The sequence below is a fragment of the Pseudomonas sp. KD5 genome (assembly GCF_012932895.1).
Taxonomy (GTDB): Bacteria; Pseudomonadota; Gammaproteobacteria; order Pseudomonadales; family Pseudomonadaceae; genus Aquipseudomonas.
Genome location: NZ_JDWJ01000010.1, coordinates 276,204 through 293,137, shown reverse-complemented (window position 1 = coordinate 293,137; position 16,934 = coordinate 276,204). Strand labels below are relative to the sequence as shown.

General features: G+C 58.8%; 16 protein-coding genes and 1 pseudogene. 10 read left to right on the top strand and 7 right to left on the bottom strand.

Annotated elements, in window-relative coordinates; all coding sequences use genetic code 11:
* Positions 1–17: 17 nt before the first annotated feature.
* The 7 genes from AF70_RS22625 (at position 18) to AF70_RS22595 (ending at position 7,571) form a co-directional block, all read left to right on the top strand.
* Positions 18–608 (top strand): NAD(P)H-dependent oxidoreductase, encoded by a 591-nt coding sequence (locus AF70_RS22625; protein ID WP_018929424.1) that lies wholly within the window; start codon positions 18–20, stop codon positions 606–608.
* A 55-nt stretch (positions 609–663) separates the two neighbouring features.
* A complete protein-coding gene (locus AF70_RS22620; RefSeq protein ID WP_018929425.1) occupies positions 664–1,575 on the top strand; it encodes a LysR family transcriptional regulator in 912 nt (303 codons plus the stop codon).
* 114 nt (positions 1,576–1,689) lie between these two features.
* Positions 1,690–3,135, top strand: a complete 1,446-nt coding sequence (locus AF70_RS22615) for a SulP family inorganic anion transporter (protein ID WP_028939932.1) — start codon at positions 1,690–1,692, stop codon at positions 3,133–3,135.
* 221 nt (positions 3,136–3,356) lie between these two features.
* On the top strand, positions 3,357–4,706 hold the full coding sequence (locus tag AF70_RS22610) for a gluconate:H+ symporter (RefSeq protein ID WP_028939931.1): 1,350 nt from the start codon (positions 3,357–3,359) through the stop codon (positions 4,704–4,706).
* A gap of 15 nt (positions 4,707–4,721) precedes the next feature.
* On the top strand, positions 4,722–5,582 hold the full coding sequence (locus AF70_RS22605) for a MurR/RpiR family transcriptional regulator (protein WP_019582627.1): 861 nt from the start codon (positions 4,722–4,724) through the stop codon (positions 5,580–5,582).
* A 1-nt stretch (position 5,583) separates the two neighbouring features.
* Positions 5,584–7,041, top strand: coding sequence for an amidohydrolase family protein (locus AF70_RS22600; RefSeq protein ID WP_028939930.1), 1,458 nt, complete (start codon positions 5,584–5,586; stop codon positions 7,039–7,041).
* Positions 7,042–7,202: 161 nt separating this feature from the next.
* The gene (locus AF70_RS22595) at positions 7,203–7,571 is read left to right on the top strand and encodes a glyoxalase superfamily protein (protein ID WP_018929431.1); all 369 of its coding nucleotides are present in this window, start codon (positions 7,203–7,205) and stop codon (positions 7,569–7,571) included.
* A gap of 112 nt (positions 7,572–7,683) precedes the next feature.
* Here the strand turns inward: AF70_RS22595 and AF70_RS22590 are convergent, their stop codons facing one another.
* Positions 7,684–9,603, bottom strand: a complete 1,920-nt coding sequence (locus AF70_RS22590; RefSeq protein WP_028939929.1) for a methyl-accepting chemotaxis protein — start codon at positions 9,601–9,603, stop codon at positions 7,684–7,686.
* A gap of 260 nt (positions 9,604–9,863) precedes the next feature.
* Here AF70_RS22590 and AF70_RS22585 point away from each other — a divergent pair, with 260 nt between their 5' ends.
* The gene (locus AF70_RS22585) at positions 9,864–10,535 is read left to right on the top strand and encodes a phosphoglycerate kinase (protein ID WP_026331955.1); all 672 of its coding nucleotides are present in this window, start codon (positions 9,864–9,866) and stop codon (positions 10,533–10,535) included.
* Between the two features lie 34 nt (positions 10,536–10,569).
* On the top strand, positions 10,570–11,433 hold the full coding sequence (locus AF70_RS22580) for a phosphatase PAP2 family protein (RefSeq protein WP_019582631.1): 864 nt from the start codon (positions 10,570–10,572) through the stop codon (positions 11,431–11,433).
* Here the strand turns inward: AF70_RS22580 and AF70_RS22575 are convergent.
* Positions 11,384–12,823 carry a glycosyltransferase family 39 protein gene (locus AF70_RS22575; RefSeq protein ID WP_028939928.1) on the bottom strand — a complete coding sequence of 480 codons (1,440 nt, stop codon included), beginning with the start codon at positions 12,821–12,823 and terminating at the stop codon, positions 11,384–11,386. The two genes, AF70_RS22580 and AF70_RS22575, sit on opposite strands and share 50 nt — an antisense overlap.
* Before the next feature lie 192 nt (positions 12,824–13,015).
* On the opposite strand from AF70_RS22575, the gene AF70_RS22570 reads away from it, so the two are divergent.
* Complete coding sequence (locus tag AF70_RS22570; protein WP_028939927.1) at positions 13,016–13,540, top strand: GNAT family N-acetyltransferase; 525 nt, start codon at positions 13,016–13,018, stop codon at positions 13,538–13,540.
* 352 nt (positions 13,541–13,892) lie between these two features.
* Here the strand turns inward: AF70_RS22570 and AF70_RS22565 are convergent, their stop codons facing one another.
* The 5 genes and pseudogenes from AF70_RS22565 to AF70_RS22550 form a co-directional block, all read right to left on the bottom strand.
* On the bottom strand, positions 13,893–14,261 hold the full coding sequence (locus AF70_RS22565) for a DUF6124 family protein (RefSeq protein WP_028939926.1): 369 nt from the start codon (positions 14,259–14,261) through the stop codon (positions 13,893–13,895).
* A gap of 227 nt (positions 14,262–14,488) precedes the next feature.
* Positions 14,489–15,529: a DMT family transporter gene (locus AF70_RS22560; protein ID WP_028939925.1), complete on the bottom strand. Its 1,041-nt coding sequence runs from the start codon at positions 15,527–15,529 to the stop codon at positions 14,489–14,491.
* A 156-nt stretch (positions 15,530–15,685) separates the two neighbouring features.
* Positions 15,686–15,943 carry a hypothetical protein gene (locus AF70_RS22555; protein ID WP_028939924.1) on the bottom strand — a complete coding sequence of 86 codons (258 nt, stop codon included), beginning with the start codon at positions 15,941–15,943 and terminating at the stop codon, positions 15,686–15,688.
* A 35-nt stretch (positions 15,944–15,978) separates the two neighbouring features.
* Positions 15,979–16,131, bottom strand: a pseudogene (locus tag AF70_RS29900) (DUF6124 family protein); the annotation flags it as partial.
* A gap of 90 nt (positions 16,132–16,221) precedes the next feature.
* Positions 16,222–16,794 (bottom strand): LuxR C-terminal-related transcriptional regulator, encoded by a 573-nt coding sequence (locus tag AF70_RS22550; RefSeq protein ID WP_019582637.1) that lies wholly within the window; start codon positions 16,792–16,794, stop codon positions 16,222–16,224.
* Positions 16,795–16,934: the final 140 nt, after the last annotated feature.

Sequence of the window (16,934 nt, the reverse complement as noted above, 5' to 3'; positions counted from 1 at the left end):
ACCTTGCGAGATTTCTCATGAAAAAAGTCCTGTTGCTCAATGGCGGCAAAAAATTTGCCCACTCCGATGGTCGCTACAACACGACGCTGCACGAAGCAGCGTTGAGCGTGCTGGATCGCGGTGGTGTGGATGTGAAAACCACGTTCATCGACGAGGGCTACGACGTCGCCGAGGAAGTCGCCAAATTCCTCTGGGCCGATGTGATCATTTATCAGATGCCCGGCTGGTGGATGGGCGCGCCCTGGACGGTCAAGAAGTACGTCGATGAAGTCTTCACAGCGGGCCACGGCAGCCTCTACGCCAGCGACGGTCGCACGCGCTCCGACGCGTCGCAGAAGTACGGCAGCGGCGGCTTGTTGCACGGTAAAAAGTACATGCTGTCGGTGACCTGGAACGCCCCGCAGCAAGCCTTCGACGATTCGACCGACTTCTTCGAAGCCAAGGGCGTGGACGCGGTGTACCTGCCGTTCCACAAGGCCAATACCTTCCTCGGCATGACCGGTCTGCCGACCTTTTTGTGCGTCGATGTGATGAAGCGCCCGAATATCGAAGCGGATGTGGCGCGTTATGAGCAGCACTTGACCGAGGTGTTTGGCCTTAAGGCATGACGCTCGGCTACTATCGATATCTGAAGCAGCGCAGGACTATCGATAAGGGACACACGTGAAAGCCAGATCCGATGAGTTGCAGATTTTCGTCTGCGTGATTGAGTGCGGGTCGATTTCGGCTGCGGCTGAGCAAGTCGGGCAAACGCCGTCGGCGGTCAGCCGCACGCTGTCGCGGCTGGAGGCCAAGCTCGATACCACGTTGATCAATCGCACCACGCGGCGCATGGACCTGACCGAAGAGGGCAAATATTTCTTCGAGCACGCCAAGCTGATTCTCGATCAGATGGACGAGCTCGAAGAGCGCCTGTCCTCACGCCAGCAAACCCCGTCCGGGCGACTGCGGATCAACGCCGCGTCGCCGTTCATGCTGCACGCCATCGTGCCGTACATCGATGAGTTCCGCCGTCTCTACCCGGACATCCAGCTCGAACTCAACAGCAACGACTTGATCATCGACCTGCTCGAACAAAGCACCGACATCGCCATCCGCATCGGCACGCTGGCCGACTCGACCCTGCACGCCCGCTCCCTGGGTTGCAGCCCGCTGCACATCGTCGCAAGTACAGCTTACCTGGAACAACACGGCGTACCGAGCGCTGTCGAGGATTTGAGCGAGCACACGCTGCTGGGTTTTACCCATAACGAAGGTCTCAACCAATGGCCACTGCGCTATGTCCACGGTGACCGTTGGCCGATTCAAGCGTCAATCAGCGCGTCGAGTGGCGAGACGATCAGGCACCTGGCGCTGGCCGGCCAAGGCATTGCCTGCCTGTCGCACTTCATGACCATCGACGACATCCGCGCCGGTCGCTTGCAGGTGCTGCTGGCGGAGTTCAACAGCGGATATCGCCAACCCATCAACGCGGTGTACTACCGCAACTCGCAATTGGCCCTACGGATCCAGTGCTTTCTGGACTTTATCCAGGGCAAATTGGCGGCTTATGCGATTGCCGATTTCAGGGGCTGATTCGCAGGCCGCGTGATCGTTCATTGCGAGCAGGCCACCCATTCACTGGCCCGCCCGCCGTCAATTCCGTAACATCCGCGTCCCTCTTTTCCCGCCTGTATTTTTAGGTAAGCCATGAAACCCAAACGTCTGCGCGCCGATGTCCTGGCCGGACTCACCACCTCTTTCGCCCTGCTCCCCGAATGTATCGCTTTCGCGCTGGTGGCCCACCTCAATCCATTGATGGGGCTTTACGGCGCTTTCATCATCTGCACCCTGACTGCGCTCTTCGGCGGACGGCCGGGGATGGTGTCGGGTGCCGCCGGCTCGATGGCGGTGGTGATCGTTGCGTTGGTGGTGCAGCACGGTGTTCAGTACTTGCTGGCGACGGTGCTGCTGGGCGGACTGATCATGTTGGCGTTTGGTCTGTTGAGGCTGGGCAAGCTGGTGCGCATGGTGCCGCATCCGGTGATGCTCGGCTTCGTCAACGGTCTGGCGATTGTCATTGCGCTGGCCCAGTTGGAGCACTTCAAGAGCGGTGAGGCCTGGTTGAGTGGGGCGCCGCTGTACATGATGATCGGGCTGGTGGCGCTGACGATGGCCATCGTTTACCTGATGCCGCGCCTGACGCGGGCCGTACCGCCGGCGCTGGTGGCGATTCTGGGCGTTGGGCTGGCGGTTTACCTGCTCGGCCTGCCGACCCGTACCCTGGGCGACATGGCGCGCATTGCCGGTGGCTTGCCGGGTTTTGCGCTGCCAGACATCCCCTGGAGCCCGGAAACCCTGCGCATCATCGTCCCTTACGCGATATTGATGGCGGTGGTCGGCTTGCTGGAAACCCTGCTGACCCTGAACCTCACCGACGAGATCACCGAGAGTCGCGGTTATCCGGATCGCGAGTGCGTGGCCTTGGGCGCTGCCAACATGGTTTCTGGTGTGTTCGGCGGCATGGGTGGCTGCGCGATGATCGGGCAAACCGTGATCAACCTCAGCTCCGGCGGTCGCGGTCGGCTGTCCGGTGCGGTGGCCGGGGGGATGATCCTGCTGTTTGTGCTGTTCCTTTCGCCGCTGATCGAGCGCATTCCGCTGGCCGCATTGGTTGGGGTGATGTTCGTGGTGTCGCAGCAGACGTTCGCCTGGGCTTCATTGCGGGTACTGAACAAGGTGCCGCTGAACGATGTCTTGGTGATCATCGCGGTCACGGTGATTACCGTGTTCACCGATCTGGCCATCGCTGTGTTGTGCGGGATCATCATTGCGGCGCTCAACTTTGCCTGGCAACACGCTCGCGAGCTGTATGCCGACAGTCACGTTGAAGCCGACGGCAGCAAGCTCTACCTCCTGCACGGCACGTTGTTCTTCGCCTCGACGACGCCTTTTCTCAACCAGTTCGATCCCGCCAATGATCCATCCGTGGTCACCGTCGACTGTCGCCACTTGAGCTTCGTTGATTACTCGGCCATCGCCGCGCTGAAGACATTGCGCGAGCGCTACACCAAGGCTGGCAAGCAGCTACGCGTACTGTACCTGTCCGAGCGCTGCAAGAAACTGCTCAAGCGCGCCAGCGAACATCACGACTGAAATCGATGAGTGATGATCGTTCCCACGCTCTGCGTGGGAACGATCCGTGTCCGCGATGAAAATTCCGCTATCCGATTTTCATAACCCGCGATTTCCCATACCTCTGCACGACATCCCTTACCCCTCCACGAAAATTACTTTCACTTCGTTTGAAAGTAATCCGTCGAAATGATTTATGAGTTTCACAACCCATTCGACGTGACCCTTTCGAGGAGTACCGCATGACGCTTTCCTTCGGCTATTGGCTGTTGGTTTACGCCGCCATCGCCATCATTGCGCTGATCGTTCTGATCGCCCGTTACCGAATCAATCCCTTCATTGTGATCACCCTGGTGTCTATCGGCCTGGCGCTGTTGGCGGGGATGCCGCCGTCGGGTGTGGTGGGGGCGTATGAGGCCGGGGTTGGCAAGACGCTGGGGCACATTGCGCTGGTGGTGGCGCTGGGCACGATGCTCGGCAAGATGATGGCCGAGTCCGGCGGTGCGGAGCAGGTGGCGCGCACCTTGATCGACCGTTTCGGCGAGAAAAATGCCCACTGGGCGATGGTGTGTATCGCCTTTCTTGTAGGGTTGCCGCTGTTCTTCGAGGTCGGTTTTGTCTTGCTGGTGCCCATCGCATTCACCGTGGCGCGGCGGGTGGGCGTGTCGATTCTGATGGTCGGTTTGCCGATGGTTGCGGGGCTTTCGGTGGTCCACGCGCTGGTACCGCCACACCCGGCGGCGATGCTGGCGGTGCAGGTCTATCAGGCGTCGGTGGGGCAGACCTTGCTCTATGCGATTTTGATCGGTATTCCGACCGCGATTATCGCCGGTCCCCTGTACGCCAAATTCATCGTGCCGCGCATTCAACTGCCGGCCGATAACCCCCTGGAACGCCAGTTCCTGGAGCGTGAGCCGCGCGATAGCCTGCCGGGCTTTGGTGTCACCATGGCCACCATTCTGCTGCCGGTGGTGCTGATGTTAATCGGCGGCTGGGCCAACCTGATCTCCACGCCGGGTAGCGGTTTCAATCAGTTCCTGCTGTTCATCGGCAACTCGGTGATCGCCCTGCTGCTGGCGACCTTGCTGAGTTTCTGGACCCTCGGGCTGGCCCAGGGTTTCAATCGCGAGTCGATCCTCAAGTTCACCAATGAATGCCTGGCGCCGACCGCCAGCATCACCTTGCTGGTCGGTGCTGGTGGTGGTTTGAACCGGATTCTGGTGGACGCTGGCGTCACCAATCAGATCGTCAGCCTGGCCGATGAATTCCAGTTGTCGCCGCTGTTGATGGGGTGGCTGTTCGCCGCGTTGATGCGCATCGCCACTGGTTCTGCCACCGTGGCCATGACCACCGCGTCAGGGATTGTCGCGCCGGTGGCCATTGGTCTGGGGTATCCCCACCCGGAGCTGTTGGTGCTGGCGACGGGGGCGGGGTCGGTTATCTTTTCCCACGTCAACGACGGCGGCTTCTGGTTGATCAAGGAATACTTCAACATGACCGTCACCCAGACCTTCAAGACCTGGACAGTGCTCGAGACGCTGATCTCGCTGGTCGCCTTCGGCCTGACCGTTGGCCTTTCTCACCTGCTTTAGTCGGAGCCATCCGCCATGGACATCCTCTATCAGATCCGCGCCCGTCAGGAATCCTTCAGCGCCGGTGAAGGACGCATCGCCCGGCTGATGCTCGACGACGTAGGATTTGCCGCCTCCGCCAGCCTCGATGAGCTGGCGCAGCGAGCGGAAGTCAGCACTGCCACGCTGTCGCGATTCGCCCGCACAGTCGGTTGCCGCGACCTGCGGGATTTGCGCCTGCAACTGGCCCAGGCCAGTGGCGTCGGTAGCCGCTTTCTGGACCCGGCGGGCACGCCCGAACAGTCGGCGTTCTACGGGCAGATTGTCGGCGATATCGAGTCGACCTTGCGCCAGCACCTGGCGGCGTTCGATGAGTCGCGCTTCGCCGATGCGGTGAAACTGTTGGGCAAGGCACGGATGATTCACGCCTTCGGCATGGGCGGCTGCTCGACCCTGTGCAGCGATGAACTGCAAGTGCGCCTGGTGCGCCTCGGCTACCCGATTGCGGTGTGTCACGACCCGGTGATGATGCGCGTCACCGCCGCCAGCCTTGGCGCCGAACACGCGGTCATCGCCTGTTCGTTGACCGGCATCACGCCCGAACTGCTCGAAGCGGTGGAGCTGGCGCGCAGCTACGGCGCACGAATTCTCGCCATCACCCGCGCCGACTCGCCGCTGGCGCAATTGGCCGATGTGCTGTTACCGCTGCAAAGCGCCGAGACTTCCTTTATCTACAAACCCACGGCGGCGCGCTACGGCATGTTGTTGGCCATCGATGTGCTCGCCACCGAGCTGGCGTTGGCCAGTCCTGAAGACAATCAAGAACGTCTGCGGCGGATCAAACTGGCCCTGGACGACTACCGCGGCGGCGACGATCACTTGCCGCTGGGAGACTGACATGACGTACGACACGCTGATCCGCAATGCGCTGATTATCGATGGCAGCAACACCCCCGGTTACCCCGCTGACGTGGCGATTCTGAATGGCCGCATCGAGCGAATCGGCGACTTGCACGACGCTCGCGCCATCGAAGAAATCGAGGCCGCTGGCCGAGTGTTGGCGCCGGGTTTCATCGATGTGCATACCCACGACGATACGGTGGTGATTCGCCAGCCACAGATGCTGCCCAAACTCAGCCAGGGCGTGACCACGGTGATTGTCGGCAATTGCGGGATCAGCGCGTCGCCGGTGAGTTTGCGCGGTGATCCGCCGGACCCGATGAACCTGCTCGGCACCGCCGCGGCGTTTGTGTATCCGCGCTTCAGCGACTATCGCGCCGCCGTCGAAGCGGCCAATACCACGCTGAACGTAGCTGCGCTGGTGGGGCACACCGCGTTGCGCAGCAATCACCTGGATGATCTGTATCGCACCGCGACCGACGCTGAAATCAGCGCGATGCGCGAGCAACTGCGCGACAGTCTTGAGGTCGGTGCCTTGGGTTTATCCACAGGCCTGGCTTATGCCAGCGCCTTCTCGGCATCCACTGATGAGGTAATGCAGTTGACCGAAGAGTTGACGGCATTCGGCGCGGTCTACACCACCCATTTACGCAGTGAGTTCGAACCGGTGCTGGAGGCCATGGACGAGGCGTTCCGCATCGGACGCCACGCACAGTCGCCGGTGATCATTTCCCACCTCAAATGTGCCGGAGCCGGTAACTGGGGCCGTAGTCCGCAATTGCTGGCGTCCCTCGAACACGCCGCGAAAACCCACCCGGTGGCGTGCGATTGTTATCCCTACGCGGCGAGTTCTTCGACGCTGGACCTCAAGCAAGTCACCGACGCCCATCGCATCACCATCACCTGGTCCACGCCGCACCCGGAAATGGGGGGGCGGGATCTGATGGACATTGCTGCCGAGTGGGGCACTGCGCTGCTCGAAGCCGCCCGCCGACTGCAGCCGGCGGGGGCGGTGTATTACGGCATGGACGAGGCCGATGTACGAAGCATCCTCGCGCATCCGCTGTCGATGATCGGCTCCGACGGTTTGCCGGAAGACCCGTTTCCGCATCCACGCTTGTGGGGCGCCTTCCCACGAGTGCTCGGACATTTCAGTCGCGACGTCGGCCTGTTTCCGCTGCACACCGCCGTGCACAAGATGACTGGGTTGTCGGCGGCACGCTTTGGCTTGAAGGAACGTGGCGAGATTCGTGAAGGATATTGGGCGGATCTGGTGTTGTTCGATCCGGCGACGATTCGCGATGTGGCCGACTTCAACGATCCGCAACGGGCGGCGCAAGGGATTGATGGCGTATGGATCAATGGTGCCTTGAGTTATCGCGACGGGCAGGCGAACGGCAGAAGGGAAGGGCGATTTCTGGCGCGAGAGGGGGATTTGCGTAAAGGGTTTCATTGATCGCGCCTTCGTAGAAGCTGCCGAAGGTTCGGGCCGCGTTCGGACGATCTTTTGATCCAGGTCTCATGGTGGCACATTGCAGTTAAAGAAAGCCGTCGCCAAGCCGAAGCGCTGACATCCAGCCCAGCTACACTGGGCTCATTCAGTCAGGGAGTTACCCCATGAGTTTCGGCAAAACCACCCCGATCCTGCGGATTTTCGATGAAACCAAGGCTTTGGAGTTCTACGTCGAGTTCCTGGGGTTCAAGATTGATTGGCAGCACCGCTTCGAGGCGAACCTCCCGCTGTACCTGCAAATCTCCCGTGGCGAGTGCGTGCTGCACCTCTCCGAACACCATGGCGACGCGACACCGGGCTCGGCCCTGCGCATCGAGACCGATGAGCTGGAGGCGTTCCAGCAGCAATTGCTGGCCAAGGAATATAAGTTTGCGCACCCACAAATCCAGGCGATGCCGTGGGGCAGTCAGGACATGACCGTGGCCGATCCGTTTGGCAATCGGTTGGTGTTTACCAATGCGATTAGTGTCTAAGCGTTAGATAGCCTTCGCGGGCAAGCCTCGCTCCTTGTACAGGTTACTCACTGAACCTGTAGAAGCGAGGCTTGCCCGAGAAGGCGATTTATCATTCACCGCAAAGTGAATATCAAACCCGGAAGTGACTCACCATCATCTGTAACTGATTGCCCAACCGCGCCAGTTCAACACTGGACGCAGCGGTTTCGTCGCTGGCGGTGGCGGTCTGTTCGGACACGTCGCGTACGTTGATGATGCTGCGGCTGATCTCTTCGGCCACGGCGCTTTGTTGCTCGGCGGCGGCAGCGATCTGCTGGTTCATTGACTGAATGTTGGACACCGTGCGGGTGATGTTTTCCAGTGATACGCCGGCCTTGCGAGTCAGCGCCACGCTGCTGTCGGTCAGGGTACGGCTGTTGTTCATCACCGCCGCCACTTGTTGAGTGCCGTTCTGCAAGCCGGCCACCAGGCCTTCGATTTCCTCGGTGGATTTTTGCGTGCGCTGGGCCAGGCCACGAACTTCGTCAGCCACCACCGCAAAACCACGACCAGCCTCACCGGCACGGGCCGCTTCGATGGCAGCGTTGAGGGCCAGCAGGTTGGTCTGCTCTGCCACGGCCTTGATCACATCCATGACGCTGCCGATCTTGTCGCTTTCCTGCTGCAGTACGCTCATCGCTTCAGTGGAGCGCACCACTTCGCTGGCCAGCCGCTCGATCTGGGCGATGGCTTCGTTGACCACTTTGTCACCTTCGCGAGCTTCACCGTCAGCGGCGGCTGCGGCTTGGGAAGCTTCTTCGGCGTTGCGCGCGACTTCCTGCACGGTGGCCGTCATTTCGTGCATGGCGGTGGCGACCTGATCGGTTTCCACTTTTTGGCTGTTCACACCGGCGCTGGTCTGCTCGGTCACGGCCGACAGTTCTTCGGCGGCGCTGGCGATCTGAGTGACGCCGTCACGGATGCCACTGATCAAGTCCCGCAGGGTCACGCCCATGCGCGCAATGCCTTGCTGCAACACGCCGAGCTCGTCGCGGCGGGTGACTTTGATGTCTTGAGACAAGTCACCACCGGCGATGCGTTCGACCACTTTAAGGGTATCGCGCAACGGACCGGTGATCTGACGGGTGATGACCACGGCGGCGATGATGCCCACCAGCAACGCCAGCAAGGTGCTGATCAATTGCAGTGTGCGGGCCTGGGCGCTTTCGGCATCACGGCGGTCGAGCTGGAATTGATACAGCTTATCGCTCAGGGTCACGATGGCGGCGCCTTGATCGGTCATTTCCTTACGCGCCTGCACCGCATCGGTGTTGGCGGCTTTATAGGCTTGCAAGGCACTGCGGTAGTTGCTCAGGGCGGCTTCCAACTGACGCAGCGCGTCTTGTTGGGTTTCGGCGAAATGTGTGTTCAGTGATTTCAGGCTGGCGATGGCCGCATCCAGTTGGGAAACGGCTTTCTGCTCGGTCTCGGCATTGGTGTTGGCGGTGTAGCCGCGCACTTCATAGCGGGCAAGAATGAACGCTTCCTTGGCGGCGGTGATGGCCAGGAACTGTTCGAAGCGCTGATCGCTCAAGGGCATTTGCTGCACACGGATATTGATCGCATCGATCAGCTTGCTAGCGGTTTCGGCGTTGGCTGCCATGGCTTCGCGGGCGCTGTTGCCGGTGCGGTAGGCGCTGCGCATTTTGTTCAGCGACGTCTGATAAGCGGCGATGGTCGCGGCCTGCTCTTTGAGCATTTTGACGTTTTCAGGGTTTTTGAAGCTGCCCAGCAGAGCGGTTTGCTGAGCAACAAAACTGTCCAGGGTGGTTTGCACATTCTGTGCGGCGGTTTCGTCGCCGTTGGTCAGCATGTATTGCAGGCGAACCACGCGCAGCTTGGTCAGGCCGGCATTGAGCTGAGTGATGTCGCTCATCCAGTTGCTGCGGTCAATCAACCCGCCCAGGCTGGTCCAGCCGGTCAGGGCGAGGATGCAGGTCAGTGCCAGGACCAGGCCGAATCCCAGGCCCAGTTTCAGGTTCACGCTGATGTTGCCGAACCAGCTATTCATCAAATTCCTCCAGGAACGTTGCGCTTTTGATCGTCGGTTGGCTGGAAGATTTTTGTTTTTGGGAGCCAGCAAGGTGTGTAGCAGGTATGTATCGGCCGCAATCCCGGGAGCTGAAAGGATTTTGTCGGATGGATTCTGTAACAAGATTTTTACGCAGGTCTTAAGCTTTTTTTCACATGGGTTTCACCAGCAGCCGACGCAAGACTCTCTACTCTGGTGGCTTTGTATGATTGTGATGCATGCCGGCGAGGCGGCTAAACGTGGAATTGAGACTGAGTCTGTTCGGGATAAAACGCTCGATCGATCTGAGCCGTTTGGCCCGTTATCGAAACACCGCGGTCATCGTGGCCTCGCTGCTGCTGGTGATCCCGCTGACCGTGTGGCTGTTGCGGCCTGCGGCTGTGCCCGATCTGGCCCATGGCAATGTGGCGGGTGCCCGTGCGCTGGCTGCGGGTTGGGCCAAGGGCGACATGATCGTGCTGGTGCGTCACGTTGAGCGTTGCGATCACTCCACCGCCGCCTGTCTGATTGGCAATGATGGCATTACGGATCGCTCGCGTAGCGTGGCGGTGGGGGTCGGTGCACAGTTTGAACATCTGGGCCTGAACAAGGCCGATATCTACAACAGTCCGATCATCCGTGCGGTACAGACCTCCAGTTATATGTTCAACAAGGTCGGCGTCGGCGAAGACTGGTTGATCAACTGCAGAGGCAGCATGTTGCGCGATGCCCTGGCGCACAAAGTAGCCGGGCGCAACCTGATTCTGGTGACTCACAGCGAGTGCATGGATCAACTGGAAAAAGATCTCAAGCTGCCGACTGTTACTCTAGGCTATGGTGCTTCTCTGTTTATCTCCGCTGAAAAACCTCAGGAACCTCGCATGCTTGGTTCCATCGAAGCCTCTGACTGGCACTCGGTAACCACCGAGTGAGCTTCTTCTTCATCCCTCTGGATCTGGACGTACGATGCTGACTTCTTCCCGTTACCGCTTTTACTGGGTGAACTTTGGTATTCCGCTGGCCTGCGCGGTCGCGGTGTTCCTGATGTTTGACATGACCAAAATCGACATCGCTTTCAGCGATCTTTTTTATGACCCGGCAACCCGGCTGTTTCCGTTGGACCATGTCCGTCTCTTCGAGAAAATCACCCATAAATGGGCGCGAATCATCCCGAACTGGACCGGTGAGGTCGCGATCATCGGCGCCTTGCTGTCGTTTCTCTGGCCGCGATTGAAGGCTGAGAAACATTCGAAGATCATCGCCTTCCTGGAAAAAATCAAAGTCGCGCCCGTGCTTCGGTTCGCCAGTAAACACCGCCGGGACTTCCTGTATGTGGTGTTCGCGTTTTCCATCAGCACCGGTGTTATCCACTACCTCAAGAGCCACACCAGTGTGTATTGCCCGGTTGAAACCACTCAGTACGCCGGGAAAATCGAGCACAAGGAGTGGTACCAGAATTTTGACCTGCTGAAAGAAGCCGGTGACGGTCGCTGCTGGCCGGGTGGGCATGCGTCGGGTGGCTTCACCATGCTCGCGCTGTACTTCGTGGCTCGCCGCTACCGCTGGCGGCACGCCAAAGCGGTGATGTACGGCTCGCTGCTGCTCGGTTTCGTCTATGGCACGACACGAGTCCTGCAAGGCTGGCACTACATGTCCCACACCTTCTGGTCCGGGATCTTCGTGTGGCTGACGTGTTTGCTGACGGCATTGGCGTTCTATGGGCGGGCGCGGCTGGAACTGCCGTTGCTGCAGAAGGCTGCGGTACCCGTCGCCGAGCCGTTTACAGGGTCACAAAGTAGTAAGCCTGACGCCCCACCTTCATTGTCTTGATCACCTTTAAGGGCGCGGCGGGTTCATTTACACCAGACATGAGTGCCACATTAGCCGGTGAGGCACTCAAAAAGTCATGCAATTGCGCCTCGGTATCCAGGCCTTTGAGTACGCGCCGGGTGTAGAACACACTGGCGCCGCCCACCCGCTCGTTGGCCTGAAACAACGCGACCTGCTGCCCGCTGTCCTGAAATGCCTGAATCTGTTCAGTCAGCGGCAGGAAGGACAGTGTGCGATCAGAGTGAGGCAATGCCCATTGAGCCGCAGCGACGTAGCTGCCGATCACCAAGGCTAGTACACCAACACCTACACCACGACGATGCCGGACAATCAGCCCCGGCAAGGTCGACGCACCGGTGTAGGCTTGAAGTCGCTCGAACAGCACGCTCGCATATTCTGCGGCAATCACCGCCGCTGCCGGCGTCATGGACATCATGTATACCGTGCGTTTGCTCGACGCCAGGGTCAGCATGACGAACTGCGCCAGCAGCCACACCGTGAAAAACAACAGGTAACGATTGGCCATCAGGCTTTTGCGAAAGTGCCACAGCCCCAGGTACACCAGAATGTTCCAGGGCGCGAAGGCCTCCGGCAGCTTGGCCAGATAGTAGTAGAACGGCTCGTAATGGCCGGCCTCGACGAAGGAGCCGCTGAAGCGCCCGACGCTATTGGTCAGCAACACTTCTCCCACGGCATGCACACCATCGCGCTGATACAGCACCGCGAGCCAGATCATCAGCGGCACCAATCCCAACAGTGTCAACAGGCCGGGGCGCAGCCAGTCCGAGGGCTTCAGGCGCTTGTCCATCAAGGTTTCGGCCAGCAGATACGCGAAGATCACCACCCCCGGCATCGCCAGCCCCAGCACGCCTTTGCTCAAGGTCGCGATAGCGATTCCTGAAGCAAACAGCAGGGCATTGCCGACGGTCGAGTGCCGTTGACCATGAAAAAACGCCAGCAGCGCCATACTCACGCCGAAGGCCAGTAATGCGTCTTCGCCGACGCTGCGCGTATTACTCCAATAACTGGCCATGGTCGCCAGCAAAATCCCCGCCGTCCAGGCAACAACCTTGGGCCGGTTGAATCGCCGCAGCATCGTGTACAACAGCATCACACTGAACAGCCCGGCAAACGCGGACGTCAGTCGCACCGCCCACGGCGTACCACCGAATGTGCGAATCGCCCCGGCGTCGAGCCACAAGCTCAAGGGCGGTTTTTCAAGAAATGGCTCGCCGAACAAATGCGGGGTCACCCAGTCGTTATCCAGGTGCATCTCCATGGCAATTCCGGCGACCCGGGCCTCCGTGGAACCTTGTAATTGGTGATTGCTTAGCGCGAAGAAAAACAGCAGGACGGCGAGCAGAAACAGTGAAGAGACGGGGCGTGACATGAGTTTCTGGCTAACCGAGCAGGGGACCGGGAACCCCAAGCATACGAGTTGAATGCTTAACGAAACATGAACGGCCAGCGAGAGGTGACGGGTGACGTTGGGGCAGCATTGACGGGGGTGATCTGAGTAGCAGCGTCCTTCCAGGCGCTGTTATTGTCTGACGTCGTGGAGTTTGTCGTTAAGGATGATGCAATGGAGCTTGCGCTGACAGTTGGCACTCACACATTGAGATTGAGCGCCCTCGACCCCGAATGGTGTAAAGCGTTGCAGCATGCGCTGAACGCCAGTTTTACAGTCCACTCCAAATTTCTGCCCTGGGCCAAACCCTACACCACCGAGGACGAGGCTCGATCGTTCCTCGCGCGGGCAGTCGATGAATTCAAAAGCGAAACCGGTGAGCGGCGGCTGTTTATCGTCGACGATACCGCGCACGCGATCATCGGTTGCATTGGCTTGAAGCCCCGGCACCGTAACCGGTATGTGGTCGGCTATTGGGTCAATACCGAGTATTCGGGCAAAGGCTATATGCGCACGGCGCTTGAAGCGTTGATCAAAAGCATGCCCGGATTCACGTTTTACCTGACCATTGCCTCGGCCAATGTGGCGAGCCAGCGGCTGGCCGAAGCGGCCGGGTTTGGCTTGATCAGACGGTGTTATCAGAGGCCTTGTTTGCAGCCGCATGAGGCGCAGGATACGTATTTGTATCGGTTGAAATGATGGTGGGAGCAGTCGCTGGAACCGACCGCTAACCAAATCGCAGGCAAAAAAAAGCCCGCGGGAGGGCGGGCAAACCGTAGTTTCTTGAATGAGCGAGGGAAATGTACAGGTTGGAGGGAGGCGGTGGGGTGAAGAAAAATTCATGTGGATGGCTTCAGTCGTTCGTAGCTTCACCAAAGGTATGAAATGAAACTGCATTGTCTCGTATAAGTAACATTTAGCTTCAATTGTCACGCATACAGAACATCTCTACCCATTCAAAGCCCAAAAAGGCACCTGCGATATTCTCGTCAGGTACCTTTTTGTGTTGGGGGAGCGGTAAAGACTCCATTCGATCAACGAGCGCGATCACTCAGTGAAGAACGGGAGGCTCTCCCGCGGCCACCGACGCGTTCGGATCAAGGTTATCCTTCGCTCGGTTGACCAAAAGCTCGGTCAGCATCGTCAACTGCTGAAGCGCCAGTGCCACATTGCGTTGTGGGCCTTCGAGTCGGTCGGCAAAGTCCAGCGTCATGACGTTGAGGGACGCCAGGGTTTCGCTGGCGTGAGCGAGCAGGGTGGGCATGTCGACGTCGGGGCGGACGCTGAAGATGTTCCTGTTCACGTTGCGCCGGCGGGCGCTGACAGCGCGCTCGGTGGTTTTGGGCTGTTGGGTTGGGTCGAGAGTTTCAGGCTGTGAAGTGGCCGTATTTTTCAGTGGGATTCGGGTGATCTTTTTCATAAGGGCGTTCCATTGGTTTGGGGATCCTTACGTGATTTCGGCTTGTTAAAACCATCCGCAGGGTCGCAGCGAAGGGTGAAGACTATCTTTCAGAAATGTTGTTCACCAGTTCATGGCAGTCGCTACGGGTTGCAGGAAAATTCCCAGGATGACGTGGTTCTAATCTGTCAGAGAAATCCTTTTTCACTACTGTTGGCCCTGAGCAACTGCCGCGCCGTCTCAGTCGCTCAGTGTTGGTGCCTGTGATGGATATCGGGAAAGTGCGGATGACTGTGTTTAATGGGCGCGTGGTCGTGTAAATGGCTATGAGGTTCAGTGCCGTCCCACTCAAAGGCATGTTCATGTTGATGGTGCGCATCGTGAATATGCGGATGGTCATGTGTTTGCGGATCGTGTTGGTGCTCGTGAGAATGGCTCTCGGTCAGGTGTATCCAGACGCCAACCCCCATCAGGCCGGCAGCCACCCAAAACACCCACGTCACCGCTTCGCCTAACAACAGGATCGAAATAGCGGCCCCCAGGAACGGTGCAGTAGAGAAGTACGCACCTGTGCGCGCGGTGCCAAGCCCCCGCAAAGCCAAAACGAATAGCACCAGGCTAACGCCGTAGCCCAAAAAGCCTACGAGTAGCGTTGGCCCCAATAGAGATAACTCGGGGAGATGCATGCCAAGAGCAATCCCTATAGCGCAGTTGACGACCCCGGCGACCAATCCTTTGATGCCAGCGATGAACAATGCATCCGATGCGGAAACCTTCCGGGTAAGGTTGTTATCGATGGCCCAACAAAAACAGGCAATCACCACGGCGACCGGGCCAACCCAACCATGGATCTGTGCGGAAGTTTGAGGCCAACCCAAGAGCACACCACCGGCAACGATTGCGATCATTCCAGCGACGATCCGCCGGTCGGCGTTCTCCTTGAACACCATCCAGGCAAGCAGCGCGGTCAACACCGCCTCAAGGTTTAGCAACAGCGAAGCAGTGGTAGCTGATGTGAGGGTAAGGCCGAACATTAAAGACACCGGCCCCAGCACGCCGCCGAACGCGATAGCACCAATGAGCCATGGCCATTCGGAAAGGGTTAAACCGACAGGCTGCCAGCCGCGATCACGGATCAGCCGGGTGACCGTGAGACCCAAGCCACTTCCCAGGTAAAGCAAACCGGCGAGCAAGACGGGTGAAACGTTCAGCCCCAGGACCTTGGCAAGCGGTGTACTGGCACCAAACAGCGCTGCAGCACCCAAGGCGTATAAAACGCTTTTGTTCATCATCTGTTCCGTAGCAAAAGGCAATGTTGAGAAACACGATACTCGTCATGCATCGACAGCGCATTGAATCGAATCCACAAAAAAGGCACCTGCGATATTCTCGTCAGATGCCTTTCTGCGTTGGGCGCGCGGCAACGATGTCCTGTGCCGGATTCGTTAAGACGCAGAAACCTGCCTCTGCAACCGCCGCCCCACCACATCCAGCAAATCGCAACCATCGCGCAACGAAGTCACCAACACCCGCGCCAGCTCGCTGTGAACGCCTTCGTTCACAGCGAAACTCTCCAGCAACTGAGTCGCCGTGCGGATGCGGTAAGCCGCCGTTTCATGCAGAACATCCAGCGGCGCTTCGGTGTCGATCAGCAGCGACGCGATAGTGCAGTCGATGCCGGTGATCGGCATGTATCGATCCATGACAAAACCTCCATTCGATCAACGAGCGCGATTGCTCAGTGGCAGACGGGCTCGATCGTCGGCATGGGTGAATCGAGGTTATCCAGCGCTCGATTGATCAACATCTCGGCCAGCACCGCCAGTTGTTGCATCGCCAAGGCCACGTTGCGATGCGAGCCTTCGAGATGGTCAGCCAGATCGGTGGTCAGTTCATGGAAGCCGCTACGGGTTGCGGGAAATTTCCTAGGACGGTGAGTACGAATCTGTCAGGCAAAGAACTTCTCTCTATTACTTGCCCGTCAACTCACAACAATAATCTTCGAAACCAGCTCCGCGCTGTTCTTGGCCTGTAGCTTTCTCATTAGGCGTGCGCGATGGACTTCCACGGTTCTGTGGGAAATCGCCAGTTTTTTTGCCACTTCCTTGCAGGTCAGTCCATTGACGATGTGCATCGAGATTTCTCGTTCGCGGGGCGTGAGGTTTACCGTCGCGTAGTGCGGTCGGTCCATGCGTTCGAAGTGCCAGACCATCAGTTTGAACGGATCGTCCAGAGTCAGGGTATAGCCGTGGGACCTGGCCCAGAACACCTCGCCGTTTTTATGTTGCATGAAGCGTTCATCGGAGTAGGAGCCGCTCTGGCTGTTGAGCAACCAGTTCTGGCTGCGGTTGCCAATGGCCTTGTAGTCCGCCTGGGAGGGGTAGATCAGCAGGGTCAGATGACCCAGAAGCTCCTCGCGAGCGTAACCGAACAGCTCCAGAAATGCCTCGTTGCAGTCGAGCATCACGCGGTTGCCGGTGATGAGCTGCGGGGCGGGTGACACCTGGAACGCCAGACGTTCAAGGTCTTTGAGTTGCTTTGCGAAGACGGTCATTGGGCATCCTGCCTTGACTAACAATCCCTTACTAACGATACCGTGGGTCAGTGCGGTTACTTATGCGAGTACGTAGTTGTACGAACTAGCGAGTGATCCGGGCGGTAGGTCATTGTAATGAATACCTGATCCACGCACAG

Coding starts and splice junctions, on each gene's coding strand:
- AF70_RS22625 (WP_018929424.1), top strand. CDS start 18: ATGAAAAAAGTCCTGTTGCTCAATGGCGGCAAAAAATTTGCCCACTCC.
- AF70_RS22615 (WP_028939932.1), top strand. CDS start 1,690: ATGAAACCCAAACGTCTGCGCGCCGATGTCCTGGCCGGACTCACCACC.
- AF70_RS22610 (WP_028939931.1), top strand. CDS start 3,357: ATGACGCTTTCCTTCGGCTATTGGCTGTTGGTTTACGCCGCCATCGCC.
- AF70_RS22605 (WP_019582627.1), top strand. CDS start 4,722: ATGGACATCCTCTATCAGATCCGCGCCCGTCAGGAATCCTTCAGCGCC.
- AF70_RS22600 (WP_028939930.1), top strand. CDS start 5,584: ATGACGTACGACACGCTGATCCGCAATGCGCTGATTATCGATGGCAGC.
- AF70_RS22595 (WP_018929431.1), top strand. CDS start 7,203: ATGAGTTTCGGCAAAACCACCCCGATCCTGCGGATTTTCGATGAAACC.
- AF70_RS22590 (WP_028939929.1), bottom strand. CDS start 9,603: ATGAATAGCTGGTTCGGCAACATCAGCGTGAACCTGAAACTGGGCCTG.
- AF70_RS22580 (WP_019582631.1), top strand. CDS start 10,570: ATGCTGACTTCTTCCCGTTACCGCTTTTACTGGGTGAACTTTGGTATT.
- AF70_RS22575 (WP_028939928.1), bottom strand. CDS start 12,823: ATGTCACGCCCCGTCTCTTCACTGTTTCTGCTCGCCGTCCTGCTGTTT.
- AF70_RS22570 (WP_028939927.1), top strand. CDS start 13,016: ATGGAGCTTGCGCTGACAGTTGGCACTCACACATTGAGATTGAGCGCC.
- AF70_RS22565 (WP_028939926.1), bottom strand. CDS start 14,261: ATGAAAAAGATCACCCGAATCCCACTGAAAAATACGGCCACTTCACAG.
- AF70_RS22560 (WP_028939925.1), bottom strand. CDS start 15,529: ATGAACAAAAGCGTTTTATACGCCTTGGGTGCTGCAGCGCTGTTTGGT.
- AF70_RS22555 (WP_028939924.1), bottom strand. CDS start 15,943: ATGGATCGATACATGCCGATCACCGGCATCGACTGCACTATCGCGTCG.
- AF70_RS22550 (WP_019582637.1), bottom strand. CDS start 16,794: ATGACCGTCTTCGCAAAGCAACTCAAAGACCTTGAACGTCTGGCGTTC.